Annotated in this window: 15 protein-coding genes and 1 pseudogene; 5 read left to right on the top strand and 11 right to left on the bottom strand. The window is 71.5% G+C overall.

Going from position 1 to position 16178, the window contains the following annotated elements; translation table 11 throughout:
* Positions 1–15: 15 nt before the first annotated feature.
* From ACZ60X_RS12770 to ACZ60X_RS12740, 7 genes are all read right to left on the bottom strand, one after another.
* A complete protein-coding gene (locus tag ACZ60X_RS12770; protein WP_469597012.1) occupies positions 16–459 on the bottom strand; it encodes a universal stress protein in 444 nt (147 codons plus the stop codon).
* Between the two features lie 161 nt (positions 460–620).
* On the bottom strand, positions 621–1496 hold the full coding sequence (locus ACZ60X_RS12765; protein ID WP_469597009.1) for a universal stress protein: 876 nt from the start codon (positions 1494–1496) through the stop codon (positions 621–623).
* A 52-nt stretch (positions 1497–1548) separates the two neighbouring features.
* A complete protein-coding gene (locus tag ACZ60X_RS12760) occupies positions 1549–2028 on the bottom strand; it encodes a hydrogenase maturation protease (protein WP_469597006.1) in 480 nt (159 codons plus the stop codon).
* Positions 2025–3371 carry a Ni/Fe hydrogenase subunit alpha gene (locus ACZ60X_RS12755; RefSeq protein ID WP_469597001.1) on the bottom strand — a complete coding sequence of 449 codons (1347 nt, stop codon included), beginning with the start codon at positions 3369–3371 and terminating at the stop codon, positions 2025–2027. The genes ACZ60X_RS12760 and ACZ60X_RS12755 overlap by 4 nt, the downstream gene beginning before the upstream one ends.
* Positions 3372–3396: 25 nt before the next feature.
* Positions 3397–4245, bottom strand: a complete 849-nt coding sequence (locus tag ACZ60X_RS12750; protein WP_469596998.1) for an NADH-quinone oxidoreductase subunit B family protein — start codon at positions 4243–4245, stop codon at positions 3397–3399.
* A gap of 1 nt (position 4246) precedes the next feature.
* Positions 4247–5065, bottom strand: coding sequence for an FAD/NAD(P)-binding protein (locus ACZ60X_RS12745; RefSeq protein ID WP_469596995.1), 819 nt, complete (start codon positions 5063–5065; stop codon positions 4247–4249).
* On the bottom strand, positions 5062–6246 hold the full coding sequence (locus tag ACZ60X_RS12740) for a 4Fe-4S dicluster domain-containing protein (RefSeq protein WP_469596992.1): 1185 nt from the start codon (positions 6244–6246) through the stop codon (positions 5062–5064). The genes ACZ60X_RS12745 and ACZ60X_RS12740 overlap by 4 nt, the downstream gene beginning before the upstream one ends.
* Before the next feature lie 739 nt (positions 6247–6985).
* On the opposite strand from ACZ60X_RS12740, the gene ACZ60X_RS12735 reads away from it, so the two are divergent.
* On the top strand, positions 6986–9319 hold the full coding sequence (locus ACZ60X_RS12735) for a heavy metal translocating P-type ATPase (protein ID WP_469596989.1): 2334 nt from the start codon (positions 6986–6988) through the stop codon (positions 9317–9319).
* Positions 9320–9445: 126 nt separating this feature from the next.
* Here the strand turns inward: ACZ60X_RS12735 and ACZ60X_RS12730 are convergent, their stop codons facing one another.
* The gene (locus tag ACZ60X_RS12730; protein ID WP_469596986.1) at positions 9446–10474 is read right to left on the bottom strand and encodes an alcohol dehydrogenase catalytic domain-containing protein; all 1029 of its coding nucleotides are present in this window, start codon (positions 10472–10474) and stop codon (positions 9446–9448) included.
* A 177-nt stretch (positions 10475–10651) separates the two neighbouring features.
* Positions 10652–11238: pseudogene (locus tag ACZ60X_RS12725) on the bottom strand (universal stress protein); the annotation flags it as partial.
* A 191-nt stretch (positions 11239–11429) separates the two neighbouring features.
* Between ACZ60X_RS12725 and ACZ60X_RS12720 the strand changes: the two are divergent.
* Both ACZ60X_RS12720 and ACZ60X_RS12715 read left to right on the top strand, forming a co-directional pair.
* Positions 11430–12248: a universal stress protein gene (locus tag ACZ60X_RS12720; RefSeq protein ID WP_469596983.1), complete on the top strand. Its 819-nt coding sequence runs from the start codon at positions 11430–11432 to the stop codon at positions 12246–12248.
* Between the two features lie 112 nt (positions 12249–12360).
* A complete protein-coding gene (locus tag ACZ60X_RS12715; RefSeq protein WP_469596980.1) occupies positions 12361–12648 on the top strand; it encodes a DUF1876 domain-containing protein in 288 nt (95 codons plus the stop codon).
* Between the two features lie 12 nt (positions 12649–12660).
* Here the strand turns inward: ACZ60X_RS12715 and ACZ60X_RS12710 are convergent, their stop codons facing one another.
* On the bottom strand, positions 12661–13338 hold the full coding sequence (locus ACZ60X_RS12710) for a CBS domain-containing protein (RefSeq protein WP_469596978.1): 678 nt from the start codon (positions 13336–13338) through the stop codon (positions 12661–12663).
* 116 nt (positions 13339–13454) lie between these two features.
* Here ACZ60X_RS12710 and ACZ60X_RS12705 point away from each other — a divergent pair, with 116 nt between their 5' ends.
* Positions 13455–14372: a pyridoxamine 5'-phosphate oxidase family protein gene (locus ACZ60X_RS12705; protein ID WP_469597437.1), complete on the top strand. Its 918-nt coding sequence runs from the start codon at positions 13455–13457 to the stop codon at positions 14370–14372.
* A gap of 4 nt (positions 14373–14376) precedes the next feature.
* Here ACZ60X_RS12705 and ACZ60X_RS12700 read toward each other — a convergent pair whose 3' ends face one another.
* Positions 14377–15057 (bottom strand): CBS domain-containing protein, encoded by a 681-nt coding sequence (locus tag ACZ60X_RS12700; RefSeq protein WP_469596970.1) that lies wholly within the window; start codon positions 15055–15057, stop codon positions 14377–14379.
* Between the two features lie 192 nt (positions 15058–15249).
* Between ACZ60X_RS12700 and ACZ60X_RS12695 the strand changes: the two genes are divergently transcribed.
* Positions 15250–16125 carry a universal stress protein gene (locus ACZ60X_RS12695; RefSeq protein ID WP_469596968.1) on the top strand — a complete coding sequence of 292 codons (876 nt, stop codon included), beginning with the start codon at positions 15250–15252 and terminating at the stop codon, positions 16123–16125.
* The last annotated feature ends 53 nt before the right edge of the window (positions 16126–16178 follow it).

The raw sequence follows: 16178 nt of genomic DNA, 5'->3' as shown, positions 1-16178 counted from the left end.
GTCCCTGGCCTCGGGTCACCGCTTCTGTGAGCGCACGATCACGACCGGGCAGCTCGCATGCTGGGACACGTGCTGGCTGACGGAGCCGAGCAGGGCACGCGCGAACCCGCCCCTGCCGCGGCTGCCCACCACCAGGGCCTGGGCTCCTTCGGCGGCCCGCAGCAGGACATCGGCGGGGTTGCCGTGCACCACACGGGTCCGGACAGAGCCCACGGCCTCCTCGCCCAGCACGTCGGTCAGCTCCTGGCTCATCTTCTGCCGGGTCTCCTCCTCGTCGACGTCCATGTCCACCGCGGGCCCCGACCAGCCGTGCAGGCCCGGCAGCTCCCAAACGGCGACCGCTTCCACGGTGCCGCCGACCAGCCCGGCATAGCGTACGGCCCAGCGCAGGGCCTCGTACGAGGACTGCGACCCGTCGACACCGACCACGACCCGTGGCTCCGAGACATCCGTGTCCATGCGTCCCACCTCTGCTCAGGTGTCCGTGCCCACCGGCCGGTCCGCCCCTGTTCTCCACACTGCGGGACCCGTCGCCACACCGCCAGCGATGGGCATCCGGCCGCATGGCGGACAGCAGGGGCGAGGGTGCTGTCAGCGCTCGCAGCATGCCTGGGAGCGCCTCACTGCCGTCCGGGTACGACCGCGACAGGGCACTGCGCGTGGTGGAGGAGGGCATGGCTCACGCGGCCGAGCTGGAATCCGAGGTGCCCCGTTCTGCGCCGTGCTCCGACGATCACGAGATCCGCAGCGGCCGACCGGTCGACGAGGATCTTGCCGGCCGGTCCCTCCAGGGCCGCCGGGCGCGTCCGGACATGCGGATGCTCAGCGCTCGCCGCCTTGAGAAGAGCATCGATCACGGCGGAGGCGCTCTCCTCGGACGTGTCCGCCGGTCCGCCGGGCTCCAACCGGTCGCCGCTCCTGTCATAGGCACGCCTGCGCCAGGCCCGCACGACATCGAGGACGCACCCTCGCACCTCGGCCTCGCGGAAGGCGAAACGCACGGCCTCCGCGCTTGTGTCCGTTTCGCCCAGACCGAGCAGGAGCCGCTCGTGCGCACCCTGCAGGCCCACGCGATCACCCCGGACCACGACCACCGGACAGTGCGCCCGGGCGGACACCCCGAGACCGACCGACCCCAGCAGCAGACCCGTGAGCTCACCACGACCGCGCGAACCCGTCACCAGAGCGAACGCCTCGCCGCCCGCGCGCACGAGAGCGTCCACCGCGTCCTCCGGCACGATGGCGGTGGTGACCATCACATCCGGGTTGCGCCGTTCGGCCCGATCGGCCGCCGAGGCCACGATGTGCTCGGCCAGCACCTGCTCGGACGGCCGCCTCGGGCCCATCGAGGGAAGGCCCCCCTCGTAACGCGCCCACAAGGAGGCGTACACCAGCCTGAGCGGAACACCATGACGGGCGGCTTCGTCCACGGCCCAGTCGACCGCCAGCAGGCACGAGTCCGATCCGTCGACGCCCACCACCAGAGGAAGTGTCATTGTCCTCACCGCCTTTCACGGGGCCGCGCATGCGTGCGGCGTTGAGGTGGACCTAGTCCTCGTGGTTCGGTCCGTAGGCCTGCCGAACGGAAGCGGCGACCCGGTCGATCAGTTCGGGGAGCGCCGACCGCACCGCTTCGCTCAGGGGCGCGCCGAGTTCGACGTCCGCCACCTCCATGGCGTGCACCACGAGCATCTGCGGCAGCTGCCCGAGTACCTCCGCCAGGGCAAGGCACTCGCCCAGACCGAGCGCATGGGTGCTCGCCGTAGCTGCTGTCCGGGAGGCCGCGTCCGCCGCTGTCAGAGTGTGCAGCTCCCCCGGCCGGGCGGGCCGTGCCCGGAGGGCTTCCACCACGACCACCGTGTCCGCGCCGCGCCACAGGTCGAGCATCCGTGCGGGTTCGCCGTCGCTGACCGTCAGGACGGTTCCGTCCGGGACACGGTCCCGCAAGGCCTCCACTGTCGCCGGGCCGACCCCGTCGTCTCCGCGCAGGGTGTTGCCCACGCCGATCACCACGACCCGGCTGTTCATCGACGTTCCACGGTCAGGTCGAGGAAGTGGGCGGCGCAGGAGATGCAGGGGTCGTGGTTGCGGATGGCCCGTTCGCACAGATGGGTGAGCTCTTCGTCGTCGGCGGCGGGCCCGGCCGCTTCCAGTCGCGTTTGGACCGCCTTGCGCACGTCCTCCTCGATGGCCGTCTGGTTCTGGGCCGTGGGTGGGATGATGCGGGCCTCGGTGAGCGTGCCGTCCTCGGCGAGGGCGTAGCGGTGGTACAGCAGGCCCCGGGGCGCCTCGGTGGCTCCGGAGCCGACGCCCTGGCGCGGTGGTACCTCGACGGCCGGCAGGGGAGGTCGTTCGTATCCGTCGATGATCCGCAGGGCTTCCTCGATGGCCTGTACCACTTCCACGGCGCGTACGACGATGCTTCGGAAGGGGTTGTCGCAGACGGCGCCGGTCAGCGGGTCGCCCAGTCCGGCGTCTCGCGCCGCCTCGGCGGCCACGGGGTGCAGCCACCGGCCGTTGACCGCGTAGCGGGCCAGCGGACCTGTGAGGTAGCGGCGGCCGTCGAGAGTGGCCGTCAGGGCGGTGGAGTGGGGTACCTGCTCTTCCCGGACGTGCTGTTCGAACGCGGACAGGGGGAACTCGCCCGGCGCCCCGCCGTGGCCGTCGGCGGCCATGACCGCCGGTGTTCCGGAGTCGATGGCGTAGCGGCCGGGATCGCGCAGTGCGAACAGGTCGTGGTCACACACGGCGTCCGGAAAGTCGAACGCCGCCACCCAGCGGACGGTCTCCAGCGCGTCCTCCCGGGCTTGCCGCAGCCGTTCCGCCAGTGGACGGAGTTCATCCGGTGCCGGCGTCCGGTAGAAACCGCCGATCCGAACGTTCACGGGGTGGATGGGGCGTCCGCCCAGCTGTTCGAGGATCGCGTTGCCGGTCTGTTTGATCCGCAGGCCTCGTTCGACGGCGGCACGCTGGTCGCGGGCGAGTTCCACGACATCCGCACGCCCGACGAAGTCCGGGGCATGCAACAGGTAGATGTGCAGGGTGTGGCTCTCGATCCACTCGCCGCAGTACAGCAGACGCCGCAGTTCCGCGAGCGGGCCGTCCACCGTGACACCACACGCGTTCTCGATCGCCCGGCAAGCGCTCATCTGGTAGGCGACCGGGCAGATGCCGCAGATGCGAGCGGTGACGTCGGGAGGCTCGGTGTGGCCCCGACCGGTCAGGAAGGCCTCGAAGAAGCGCGGCGGTTCGTAGATGCGCAGCCGTGTCTCGGCGACTGCGTTCCCATCGACACGCAGGTGGAGGGAGGCCTCGCCTTCCACCCTGGCCAGCGCGTCCAGGCGCAGGACGCGGGTTTCGCGATGGTTCATGCGAGCCTTTCCGGGTGAGGGTCCGTCAGGCCGGCGGGCTCTGCTGCTCCTCGGCGGCGAGGTCGGGTACGGGGGCATATTCCGGCGACGCGGCGTTGAAGGTGCGGAAGACACGCTGGATGTCCCGCTCGCTCATCCCGTCGCGGCGCAACTGCGCGATCATGGAGCGCAGGTTGGGTTTGCCCGACGGTCCGAAGCAGCCGTAGCAGCCGCGTCCGTAAGCGGGGCAGATGGCGCCGCAGCCGGCATGCGTGACCGGGCCCAGACAGGGGGTGCCGTGGGCGACGGTGATGCAGGTGGTGCCGCGTCTCTTGCACTCGAAGCAGACGCTGTGGCTGGAGATCTGGGGCCTGCGTCCGGCCAGGAAGGCGGTGATGACTTCGAGGAGCTGGTGGCGGTCGATGGGGCAGCCGCGCAGTTCGAAGTCCACCGGCACGTGGGCCGAGATCGGTGTCGAGGTCTCCAGGGTGGCGATGTACTCCGGCTGAGCGTAGACGGCGGCGAGGAAGTCGTCGACGTCGGCGAAGTTGCGGAGAGCCTGTACGCCGCCCGCGGTGGCGCAGGCCCCGATGGTCACCAGATAGCGGGAAATGCGGCGGACGTGCTGGATCCGCTCGGCGTCCTCGGCGGTGGTGATCGACCCCTCGACCAGGGAGAGGTCGTACGGCCCGCGGCCCTCCAGCCGTGCACGTGCCCGGTCGGCGCCCTCGGCCGGGGTCATCTCCAGGAAGTGGTCGATCCGTACCCGCTCGGTGAGGCCGAGGAGTTCGTCCTCGCAGTCGAGCAGGGTCAGCTGGCAGCCGTCGCAGGAGGCGAACTTCCACACAGCGAGCGTCGGCCGTGTGCGGATGACCGGGCCGAGGTCGGTGACCATGTCACAGCTCCCTCACGAGGAGCAGGTCTGCCACGCGGTCGTAGCCGACGACCGGCCCGTCCCGGCACAGCAGGAGCGGACCGAGCTGGCAGTGGCCGCAGTGGCCGGTGGCGCAGTGCATGTTGCGTTCCAAGGACACCTGGATGCGGTGCGGGGCCAGGCCCCGTGCCACGAGGTCGCGTGCGGTGTGACGCATCATCACCTCGGGTCCGCACACCAGCGCGCAGGTCCGTTCGGGGCGCAGATCGAGGCGGTCCAGGAGCGTGGTGACCACGCCCACCGCACCCTGCCAGCCCGGGCCGGGCCGGTCGACGGTCACCTCCACCTGGACCCGACTGCGCCAGCACTCGGTCTCGTCCCGGTAGACCAGATCGGCGGGCGTACGAGCGCCGACGAGGACCGCGAGGCGACCGCGCGCGGCCGGTCGGCCCGAGAGCTCGTGTACGACCGGTCGCAGCGGAGCCAGCCCGATGCCTCCGGCGACCAGCAGCACATCCTGGCCCGCTGCCGCTTCGAGGTCCCAGCCGGTGCCGTACGGCCCGCTGAGCCCGACCGTGTCCCCCGGGCGCAGCCGGTACAGCGCGGTCGAGACAGCGCCCACCGCGCGGACGGTGTGCACGAGACCCCCGTGGCGGCCCCGCAGCGCGCTGGCGGAGACAGGCACCTCACCGATCCCGAAGGCATAGATCATCGCGAACTGCCCGGGCGAGAAGGGCGCGAGTTCTTCCCCGGCCGGTACCAGCTCGATCGACCGGGTGTCGCCGGTCTCGTCCCGGGTATCGGCGACCCGGTACGGCAGCGGGGGCGTCACGGTGCTCATGGTGGCTCCGGCACGGATGCCGGCCCCCCGGACCGCGTCCAGTCGTGCAGGGCGGCCGCTTCCTCGGTGATGTCGATACCGACCGGACACCACACGATGCAGCGTCCGCAGCCCACACAACCGGACGACCCGAACTGGTCGTACCAGGTGCCGAGTTTGTGGGTCATCCACTGCCGGTAGCGGCTGCGCGAGGAGGCGCGGACCGGACCGCCGTGCAGCTGGGAGAAGTCCAGGTCGAAGCAGGAGTCCCACAGCCGCCACCGCTCCGCGTGGTCCCCGGTGAGGTCGGTGACGTCCTCGGTGGTGGTGCAGAAGCAGGTGGGGCACACCATGGTGCAGTTGCCGCAGGTCAGGCACCGCCCTGCCACGTCGTCCCAGCGGGGGGCGTCGAGGGTTCCGGCCATCAGCTCCCGCAGGTCTGCCTCGGGCATGGTCCGGCCCATGTGGTCCGCGGCGGCCGTGACGCCTGCGCGAGCCGTCTCCCGGGTTTCCGGGTCGGCCGGGCGGCCGGGCAGTTCGGCCAGGATCTCCGCGCCTTCCCGGCTGCCGCCGCGGACCCAGAAGCGGTGACCGTCCTCGTCGACCACTTCCGTCATCACCAGGTCGTAGCCGGGACCGGCAGCGGGTCCGGTGCCCATCGAGACGCAGAAGCAGGTGGCGCCGGGCTCCGTGCACTCGACCACGATCAGCAGGGCCCCGGAGCGCCGCCCCTCGTAGCCGTGGTCGCGGTACGCCCCACCGGTCAGTACCCGGTCCTGGACGGCGATGGCCCGCAGATCGCAGGGGCGCACCCCCAAGAAGGCATACCGAGGCGGCGCGGCCTGGTCGGCCGTGAAAACCAGCTCGCCGTCCTCGCGGTCGGCGCTCCACTGACGCACCCGCGCCGGGTGCAGGAAGGACTTCCACGACTGGGGGCCCGCCGCATTCGCGAAGGCCGCTCCGTCCGACCGCTCCCGCAGCCGGTACCGACCCGCCTCCAGCTCGACTCCCCACCCGTACGGCAACTCGTCGGCCGACCGCAGCTCCGCCAGCACGACGGCGCCGTCCCGCGCGGTGGGTCCGACCACGGTGAAGCCGCGCCGGATCAGCACGTCCACGAGCGCGGCCATGCCGTCCTTGCCCATGACGAGCCCGTCGGACGCGGGCGGCCGGGAGGCGTTCACATCGGCGTCGGCACTCATGACCGGTCTCCTTCGGCACAGCGGACGGCACGTGGAGCCTCGCCGTCCCCTCAAGTCCAACGATCGCAGCATTGCCCGTGCGGCGCCGCGCCGACAGAGCCACGTGGGCAGCTGCGGGGGTCCATTGGTCCCGTTGACCCGGCAGCACCGGCGACGATCTTGCGGAGGCGGACGAGCTCGAGCTTCACCTGGTCCAGCCGGAGACCATGTGGACTCCGGCGAACGCGACGACCAGGCCCGCGCCGACCGACAGCGCGAGCAGGGACCAGCGGCCGGCGCGTCGCGGGGCGGTGATCCCGTGACGTGCGGGACGGCGGCGCAGGTCGCCGGCACCGGGTCCGGCACCGAGGGCCGCCAGGTCCTGCTTGTCCGGTCAGCACGCTAAAGGCTGCCTGCACGACGGGCCGCACGCTGCGTAACGTCAGTGCCGGTGAGAAGTTCATGGGGGTTACTCCTCAGTCTCGGAAACCTGGCGGCGGCAGTTTCGGGCATAAACATGCCATGGTCGGTTGAGCGCGGGACACGAGCGTGCACCAGCCATCCGAAGCTCTGGGTTCTCTCTGAAGTCCGCGGCCCTGCCTGACCACGGCTCATGCCGACGGAACCGAGCGCAGTCGACCAGACCGCCGTTCGGCCATGCAGGAGGGACGAACGTCCCCTGCCGCACGCCCTGGGCACCGCGATGTCATGAGGAAGGACCGATCCGGGAGCCATCGCGACGGCCGGACCGAGGTATGTCATGAACGACCGGCCCACCCTCACAGCACGGCTGTGCCGCCAGATGACGGCGTTCGTGTCCTCGCGGTTCGAACCCGCCTTCCTCACCGTCACCGCGGCGGCCCTGACCGCCGGCGGCACCGCCTGGCTCATCGGTGCCGGCCCGCTCGCCGACCTGTTCTGGACGCTGGGCACGCTGTCGGCCGTCGTCCCGGCGGTGGCATGGGTGCTCGTCTCATTGCGGCACGGGCACGCGGGCGTCGATCTGATCGCTGTCCTCGCGCTCGGCGGCACGCTGGCCGTTCACGAGTACCTGGCCGGTGCCCTGATCGCGCTGATGCTGGCCACTGGCCGCACTCTGGAGGCCGCGGCCCAGCGCCGCGCCTCCCATGACCTGCACGCCCTGCTGGAACATGCCCCGCGGTTCGCGCGCCGCCGCGCCCTCGGCGCGGTGACCACGGTGCCGCTGGCCGAGGTCGCTGTCGACGACCTGCTCGTCGTCGGCCCGGGCGAGGTGGTCCCCGTCGACGGGCGGGTGGAAAGCGTTGCCGCCGCCCTTGACGAGTCGGTGCTCACGGGCGAGCCCCTCCAGGTCGAGCGGCCCCAGGGCGACACGGTGCGCAGTGGTGCGGTCAACGCCGGCGGCGCCTTCGAGCTGCGTGCCACCGCCACCGAGCAGGACAGCACCTACGCCGGAATCGTGCGGCTGGCCCGGCAGGCCGGTGCCGAGTCCGCGCCGGTCGTGCGGCTGGCCGACCGCTACGCCGCCTGGTTCCTCCCGCTGAGCCTGGGGGTGGCGGGACTGGCGTGGCTGGCCGGCGGCTCCGAGGTGCGCGCGGTCGCCGTCCTGGTGGTCGCCACCCCGTGTCCTCTGCTGCTGGCCGCTCCCGTGGCCATCGTCTCGGGTCTCTCTCGCGCCTCTCGCCTCGGCGTCGTCATCCGTGACGGCGGCGCACTCGAAAACCTCGGCCGCGCCCGCACGCTGCTGCTCGACAAGACCGGGACCCTCACCAGCGGCCGCCCCCGCGTCCTGGACGTGACCGCCGCCCCCGAAGCCAGACCCGCGGACGTGCTTCGCCTGGCAGCCTCCCTCGACCAGTACTCGCCGCACGTTCTCGCCCAGGCCATCGTCGACGCCGCCAGGGAACGAAAGCTGGCACTGTCGGCCCCGGCGGACGTCACCGAGGAGCCCGGCCGGGGCGCCACGGGCACTGTGGACGGGCACCGGGTCTCCATCGGCCGTATCGGCACTGCGGGCGCACGGCCGGCCTGGGCCGGAGCGGTCGACGACCGTGCCCTCCTCGACGGCGCGGCCGTCGCCTGGCTCACCGTCGACGGACACCTGACCGGCGCCATCCTGCTGCGCGACCCATTGCGCCAGGACGCGCCGCGCACCCTGCGGCACCTGCGGGCGGCGGGCATGGAACGGCTCCTGATGCTCACCGGTGACCGCGCCGCGCCCGCCCGTGAAGTCGGCGCCGTGCTCGGACTGGACGACGTACGCGCCGAATTGAGCCCCGCCGACAAGGTCGCCGCTGTCCGCGCCGAGCGCCGACACGCCGTCACCGTGATGGTCGGGGACGGCGTCAACGACGCCCCCGCCCTCGCCGCCGCCGACATCGGCGTCGCCATGGGCGCGCGGGGATCCACCGCCTCCTCCGAGACCGCCGACATCGTCCTGACCACCGACCGTGTCGGCCGCCTCGCCGACGCCGTCACCATCGCCCAACGCTCCCGGCGCATCGCCGTCCAAAGCGCCCTCGGCGGCATGCTGATGTCCCTGGCCGCCATGGCCGCGGCCGCCGTCGGTCTGCTCCCACCCACCGCCGGCGCCCTGCTCCAGGAGGGAATCGACGTGGTCGTCATCCTCAACGCCCTGCGCGCCCTGCACACCGACCAGGCAGCCCGACCGGCCCTCACCCAGGAAGCCGAAGCCCTCATCCACCGCTTCGCCGCCGAACACGACGACCTCCAGGGCGTGCTCGAATCCGTACGTGACTCCGCCGACCGCCTCTCCGACTCCCCGGGCCCCCAGGCCCTGGAAGCAGTCGAGGAGACCCACCGGCTGCTCGTCGAACGGCTCCTCCCGCACGAGTACGCCGAGGAGAACGAGCTGTACCCAGCCCTCGCGCCGACGCTCGGCGGTCCCGAGGCCACCGCCACCATGAGCCGTGCCCACACCGAAATAGAACGTCTCTCCCGCCGCATCGCGACCCACCTGCAACTTGCCCAAGCAAGCGGGGGCCTCTCCCCCGAGCAACTCGACGACCTGCGCTCCTGTCTGTACGGCCTCAACACGGTCCTGCGCCTGCACTTCACCCAGGAGGAGGAGAACTACTTCTCCCTCGCTCCGTGAGCGACGGCAGCATCGGTCCCCTCATTCCGAGCCGGTTGCCGAGAAGGACGCGTGAGCGGCGTTGCGGGCGCCGAGGACGACGCGGATCTGAGCCGTCCGGCCGCGGACGGGGGCCTTCTTCCGCGCTCACTCCCGGCGCAGCACGACTTTGAGGGCGCCTGTGCTGGTGCCGTGCGCGAACGCCGCGTAGGCGTCTTCCATCCGGTCGAGGCCGATGGAGTGAGTGACCAAGGGGGAGACGGGCAGATGGCCGAACCTCAAAAGCTCCAGAAGCCACGGCGTGGAGGACGTGTCGACCTGGCCCGTGCTGATCGTCACGTTCTTGCGCCAGAGGGACTCCAGATGCAGGGGCACCGGTTTGCCGTGCGTGCCGATGTTGGCGATGTGTCCTCCCGTGCGGACGGCACGCGTGCAGAGCACGAAACCGTCCGGGTCGCCGGACGCCTCGATGACCACGTCGGCCCCCGGCCCCTCGGACAGCTCGGCGATCATGGTCCCTGGCGATTCGGCGGCGTCCGCCCCCACACGCTTGGCGTTCTCCAGCCGGGCGCCGGCCAGGTCGACGACGATGATCCTGCGGGGCGAGTAGAGCCTGGCAAGGACCACCGTGGCGAGACCGACGGGGCCGGCGCCGACCACGACGACCGTGTCTCCCGGGCCGACATGTCCGTTGCGGACCCCGATCTCGTAGGCGGCGGGGAGGAGTTCGGCGAGCAGTACCGCGTCCGCGAGCGGGAGATCCGGGGGCCGTCGGGTGGTGGAGTGATCTGCGAACGGCACACGCACCAGTTCGGCCTGGGTGCCGTTGATCAGACTCCCCAGGAGCCATCCGCCACCCCCACGGCACTGTCCGTACCTGCCGTCGCGGCACTCCGCGCAATCACCGCAGGCCGAGACGGACGACACGATCACCTGATCGCCGGGGCGCAGGTGGTGGACCTGCTCACCGACGTCGGTGATCTCGCCGACGGCCTCGTGGCCGAGGACCGTCCCCGGCTTCACCTCGGGGAAGTCGCCCCGCCGGATGTGCAGATCAGTGCCGCAGACGGTGGTGGCATCGATCCGCACGATCGCGTCGGTCGCCTCCTCGATCACCGGATCGGGGACGGCGTCCCAGGAGGTGTGTGCCGGGCCGTGGTAGACGAGCGCGCGCACCGCTTTCACTCCCTCCCTCCCCCACCTCCACGGTCACCCCCGCGCTGCACCCGGGCAACATGGCCATTCACAACACCTCGGTCCGGCTCCCCGTACGGGCCGCGGAAGACCGGTGTCTGACCGCTGCCCCACGGGCGTACGGCCGCCAGCGCCTGGCTGATCGCAAACTCCAGCGCGCCACCGGTGTCGACCGGGACTGCTTCGGCTGCGGCCGATGACGGCGAGGACGGGAAGGTCCCTGGCCGCAGCGGTATGGAAGGCGAAGTCGAGTAGGTCGTCAGACGATCCGTGCAGTTCAGGGCCACAACGACACGGCTCGCGGCCGTGACGGGTCTCTGCTCTTCCCGGGGTTCGGCGCGCACCAGCACCACGGGCCGCTCGGCACGTGCCACGACGGGCATGCTGACGTCCCCGAGGAAGTAGCTCTCGACGGGTTCCAGTGCACGGGAGCCCAGGACGACCATCTCCGACTCGGAGGCCGCTTGCAGCAGGGCGTGCTGGGCGTCGTCGGCGACCAGGCTCTTGTCGATGGCCAGGCCCGGGTGGCGGGTCCGGAGTTCCGCCTGCGCTGTGTCGACGAGGCGCTTCGCCCAGTAGTTCTGATCGACTTCCGCGGGGAGACGAGCCGGTTCCGGGGCAAGCGTCGGCCACGCGTGCAACAGCCGGAGAGCGAGCTTTCGCCTCCCGGCCTCTTCGGCGGCCCAGCGGGCGGCGGCCAGACTCTCGGGCGAGCCGTCGAGGCCCACGGTGACGACTGGTGGCATGGCGGCGGTCTCCGTCTCGTAAGAGGCTGGAGGGAACGGCGAACGAGTCCGATCGCGTGGACGGTCCGGACCACGCCTGCGTGCCGGGAGCGGCGAGATTGTCCTCTTCGAGGATCTCCTCGCCACGGCGCATGTGGATCCCCGGGGCGGGCGCGCAAGCGTGGCGTGCGGCAGGAGAGGAGACGGACGCGGTGACGATTCCCCTCGTGGTGGGCGTCGACGGATCCGAGGCGAGTCTTGAGGCCGTCGCCTGGGCCGCCGACGAGGCGGCCCGGCACGGGATCCCGCTCCATCTGCTGCATGCGGCGGCCGGTGAGCGGGAGGCGTCCGCCGTGATCAGCGCTGCCTCGGCGCGCGCCGGGGAGGGCGCTCCGGCGGTTCGGTTGTCGAGCGAGGTGTCGCACGCGGACGCGGCTTCCGCCCTGGTCGACAAGGGGCGTAATGCCTTCGCGCTGGTACTGGGGTACAGGGGGCTCGGAGACCTTTCCGGCATGCTCCTCGGCTCGGTCAGCCTCGCCGTGGCCGCACGCGCCGATTGCCCGGTGGTCGTGGTGCGCGGCGGTTCGGAGCACCGCGCCGCCCGGTTCGGAAGCGTCGTCGTGGGTGTCGAGGACGGGGAGGGCAGCCGCACGGCCGTGGACTTCGCGGTGCGCGAGGCCCAGGTGCGGCGCTGCCGACTCGAGGCCGTGCACGCCTGGAGCGCGCCGTCCGGTACATGCACGACACCACAGGCGCCCTCATGGCAGTTGGAGGCCCACCGGCGTCCCCCGGGGCAGGTGCTCGACGACGCTCTGCGCCGGCCCGCGGAAAGGTACGGCGACGCCATGGTGAGCCGGCGCTTGATCGAGCAACCGGCGCGACAGGCGCTGTTGGAGGCCGCGTCGACCGCGGATCTGCTGGTCGTGGGCGCTCGGCGACGACTTGGGCATCCGGGGCTGCAACTCGGCCTGGTCAACCACGCACTGCTGCATCACGCACCGTGTCCCGTGGCCGTCGTGCCCCAGATGTGACCGCCGCGGGGCCGGCTTCCAGGGCCGGTCGCCACTACCCCGGGGACCTTCGGCCCCGTGATCCAGGACGACTGTCGTCGGATCGTGGAGACGCGGAGGCAAGGAGAGAACGATGTCGCACACAGGACAGTGGAAGGTACGCCTCGACCTCTTCGAGGACGACGACGGGACGACGAAGGCCCATCTGGTGCTGGACACCGGCACCACGGCGCTCACCGGTCACGGAAGCGCGCGGTGTCACCCGGCGGACACGAACGTGCCGGAGATCGGCGACGAACTGGCGGCAGGCAGGGCCCTGGTGGATCTCGCCCATCAGCTGCTGGAGACCGCCGAACGCGACGTCCAGGGCATGGCCGCCACACGGCCCGGCACCCGGCGGACCGCCGGACGACCTCTGTGAATCCGGGCCGCTTCACAGGGCCTCGTCAGGCGTGTCCCGTGGGTCGTCCGTCCGGAAGCCGAGCTGCGCGCTGACCGAGACCACACCGTCGACGCCCCGGCACAACTGCTCGATGACGGGGATCAGACTCCTGTGCTCCACAGTGCCCGCAAGGATGACCCGCCCATCGCGCACCTCCGCGGTCACGTCCCGGGGATCGAGCCTCAACGTGCGCCGCAGAAGGTCTCCGGTGATCTCCTCGCGGATGGCCTCGTCACGGCGGAGGAAGACCCGCAGCAGATCACCACGGCTGACGATGCCCAGCAGCCGATCGGCTTCGTCGACCACGGGCAGGCGTTTGACATTCTGGGTTTCCATGAGGCGGGCGGCCTCGACCACCGTCCATTCGGGCCGTGCGCACACGGCGGGAGCGGACATCAGTTCCTCGGCGCGGGATCCCTCGGCCTTGGCGCGTTCCCAGGCCTCGAGATGCGGGATGGGGGTCCTGCCGGACGGGTCGGTCTGGTCGGCACTCTTGCGCAGCAGGTCGGCCTCGGACACCACGCCCATCGGGCGGCCGAGCTCGTCCACCACCGGTACGGCGGTGACCCCGTTCTCCTCCAGCAGCCTGACGAGCTCCTTGAACGGAGTGTCGGGCCGTGCCCGGACGACGGCCCGGGACATCAGCTCCTCGACTGTTCGATGATGCATGCTGCCTCCCGGGTGCGGGACGCGCACCTCGCGGACACGGGGCCGCCGCCCCGTGCGGCGGTGTGGCCCGCGTGGCAGGTTGGATACAGCACCATTCTGAGGAGAGGGCGGCGATGATGCGAGCTCACCTCGGCGACCAACTCGTCATCGAGAGCCCCGCGACCGGCGGCGCCAGGCGCGATGGCGAGATCGTCGGACTCCACCACGACGACGGAACACCCCCCTACGACGTGCGCTGGTCGGACACGGACGAAGTGACGCTCGTGTTTCCCGGGCCGGACGCCCACGTACGCCATCTCGAGCACGAGCAGCCCCCGGGGGCGGGCGTGGCGCCGCTGACGACCGGCGAGGCGGCGGCGTCCACGGTGACCAGGCCGACCGGGACGGACAATCCCGGCGACATCGGCCGGCGGGTGGCCGTCGAACGCCGAAGGCGTGGGCTCAGCCGAGAGGAGACGGCCGGCCGCGCGCGCATGTCACCCTACTATTTGGCCTACTTGGAGGAACAGCCCGCCGATCCGACCTTGGCGACGCTCATCAGGCTGGCCGACGCGCTGGGCACCTCGGTCGCCGCGCTACGTGGCGGAGGCATCGATCTCCCACCCGGTCAGGGCCACGCACTGCTTCATCCCCGGCTTCGGGACCTCGGCCCGCAGGAGTGCCGCACCCTGCTCTCCACGCACGGGGTGGGGCGCGTCGCGGTGTCGACGTCCGAAGGCCGCCCGGCGGTCGTCCCGGTCAACTACGAATTCGTCGACGACGCCATCGTCTTCCGGACCGCGCCCGACTCCGTGACGGCGGCGGCAGCGGAGACCGAGGTCGCCTTCGAGGTCGACCACGTGGACGACGCCCTGAGCCAGGGCTGGAGCGTGCTCGCCGTCGGACCGGCACGTGTGGTGACGGACCCGGAGGCGGTACGCGGGCTCGCCCAACGCGCGCACACCACGCCGTGGGCGGGCGGCGAGCGCGAGATGTGGGTGTCGATCGAGCCCACAATCCTCACGGGCCGCCGGATCACCCCTGCCGATCGGTAGACGGTCATGGCTCGGACGCAGGGCTGTCCGGTCCACGACCCTCGCCGCTCAGCCGGGATTCGACGCCCACCACTCCCTCCAAGGCGCTCACGAGGCGCTCGGCGACCCAGATGAGCGAGGTGTCGTGGACGGGCCCGCGGAGCCTGACGACGCCGTCCCGCACGGACACGTGGATGGCGTGGGCGTGCAGGGGGAACAGGTAGGACACCACCGTACGGCGGACCTCCTCCTCGATGTCCTCGTCCGACCGCAGGAAGACCTTCAGCAAGTCGCCACGGCTGACGATGCCGCGCAATCCGTACTCGGCATCGACGACGGGGAGCCGTTTGACGTGGCGCACGGCCATGAGGCGCGCTGCCCGGGCCAGGGTGTCGTCCTGGCGGACGGTGACAGCGGGCGCGCTCATCACCTCCTCAGCGGTCACGCCTACCGCCTTGGCCAGGTCCGACCGCAGTCGCTTGCGCTCGGAGCGGGTGGGCCGGCGCTCTCTGAACTCCTCCTTGGGCAGGAGGTCTGCCTCGGACACCACGCCGACGACCCGCCCTTCGCCGCTCACGACCGGCACGGCACTCACGTGCCGCTCGTCCATGACCCGCACGATCTCCTTGAACGGCGCGTCGCACCCGACGGCGACCGCGGGCGTGGTCATCACATCGCTGACGATGTGCGGAACGGTGACGGGCATGTCTCGGTCCTCAGGGGGCAGCCGGGGACCCGGCTCGGCCGATGCCTCAAGCATCACCATGACCTGACAGGTCGCAAACCGGCCGGAGAGCCACCCTGCTCCTGCCCGTGGGCGTGTCGCGGCGCCGGGCAGGCGGTGCGACGGTATTCACAGGAGAATCTCGGCTGCCGGACGAGAAGGCGGTGGACGGCTATGGAACCCCCACTCGTCGTGGGCGTCGACGGATCGGACTCCAGTCTGGCAGCGGTCGACTGGGCCGTGGACGAGGCGGCACGGCACGGTCTGCCCCTCGATCTCATCCATGCCTCCCTCTGGGAGCTGTACGAGGGAGCCTTACCGTCCTTCAGCACCGACCGTCCGGCCGAGGAGGTCATGGCCGAGCACATCGTCGCGTCGTGCGTGGAACGGGCCCGGCGACGCAATCCCGAGGTCAAGGTGGCAGGCAAGGCACTGCCGGAGGACGCCGTGTCCGCGCTGCTTCGGACGGCGCCCGAGGCGTTCGCGCTGGTCACGGGGTCACGTGGGCGCGGCGGGATCGCCGGGATGCTGCTGGGATCCGTCAGTCTCGCGGTCGCGGCCCGCGCCGTCTGCCCGGTCGTCGTGGTCCGGGGCGCGGAAGCCAACCGCCGGGGAGCCTACGGCCGCGTGGTGGTGGGGGTCGGTGACCCGTCCGCTGGCGCGGCGGCCGCACGGTTCGCCGTCAGAGAAACCGAGGTGCGCGGCTGTGCCCTGACAGCCGTACGGGCCTGGCGCGATCCGGCACAAGAACCCGTGGACCACATGCTGATCGCTGACGACGCCGCCCGGGTGCGCGAGGAACAGGCGGCGGCCGGCCTCGAAGATGCCCTGCGCCAGGCGGTACGAGAGCATCCTCAGGTCGATGTCCGTCGCAAGGCTGTCGAGGGCACCACCCACCGGATCCTCATGCAGGAAGCTGCCGAGGCCGACCTGATCGTTGTCGGCGCTCAGCGCCGGCCCGGCCACTTCGGTCTGCAGCTCGGCCGGGTCGGCCACACCCTCCTGCACCACTCGGACTGCCCGGTCGCCGTCGTCCCCCAGCCGGTCTGAGGCCCGCCGCAGGTCCCGGCCGGCACAGCCCCCGCAGGAGAGGGAAAGATGGC

The sequence above is a fragment of the Streptomyces sp. NPDC104106 genome (assembly GCF_055584345.1).
This window is presented reverse-complemented; position numbering and strand designations above follow the sequence as displayed.

Excerpts from the sequence above, each read along its gene's own strand:
- ACZ60X_RS12770 (WP_469597012.1), bottom strand. The coding sequence starts at position 459 with ATGGACACGGATGTCTCGGAGCCACGGGTCGTGGTCGGTGTCGACGGG.
- ACZ60X_RS12765 (WP_469597009.1), bottom strand. The coding sequence starts at position 1,496 with ATGACACTTCCTCTGGTGGTGGGCGTCGACGGATCGGACTCGTGCCTG.
- ACZ60X_RS12760 (WP_469597006.1), bottom strand. The coding sequence starts at position 2,028 with ATGAACAGCCGGGTCGTGGTGATCGGCGTGGGCAACACCCTGCGCGGA.
- ACZ60X_RS12755 (WP_469597001.1), bottom strand. The coding sequence starts at position 3,371 with ATGAACCATCGCGAAACCCGCGTCCTGCGCCTGGACGCGCTGGCCAGG.
- ACZ60X_RS12750 (WP_469596998.1), bottom strand. The coding sequence starts at position 4,245 with ATGGTCACCGACCTCGGCCCGGTCATCCGCACACGGCCGACGCTCGCT.
- ACZ60X_RS12745 (WP_469596995.1), bottom strand. The coding sequence starts at position 5,065 with ATGAGCACCGTGACGCCCCCGCTGCCGTACCGGGTCGCCGATACCCGG.
- ACZ60X_RS12740 (WP_469596992.1), bottom strand. The coding sequence starts at position 6,246 with ATGAGTGCCGACGCCGATGTGAACGCCTCCCGGCCGCCCGCGTCCGAC.
- ACZ60X_RS12735 (WP_469596989.1), top strand. The coding sequence starts at position 6,986 with ATGAACGACCGGCCCACCCTCACAGCACGGCTGTGCCGCCAGATGACG.
- ACZ60X_RS12715 (WP_469596980.1), top strand. The coding sequence starts at position 12,361 with ATGTCGCACACAGGACAGTGGAAGGTACGCCTCGACCTCTTCGAGGAC.
- ACZ60X_RS12710 (WP_469596978.1), bottom strand. The coding sequence starts at position 13,338 with ATGCATCATCGAACAGTCGAGGAGCTGATGTCCCGGGCCGTCGTCCGG.
- ACZ60X_RS12705 (WP_469597437.1), top strand. The coding sequence starts at position 13,455 with ATGCGAGCTCACCTCGGCGACCAACTCGTCATCGAGAGCCCCGCGACC.
- ACZ60X_RS12700 (WP_469596970.1), bottom strand. The coding sequence starts at position 15,057 with ATGCCCGTCACCGTTCCGCACATCGTCAGCGATGTGATGACCACGCCC.
- ACZ60X_RS12695 (WP_469596968.1), top strand. The coding sequence starts at position 15,250 with ATGGAACCCCCACTCGTCGTGGGCGTCGACGGATCGGACTCCAGTCTG.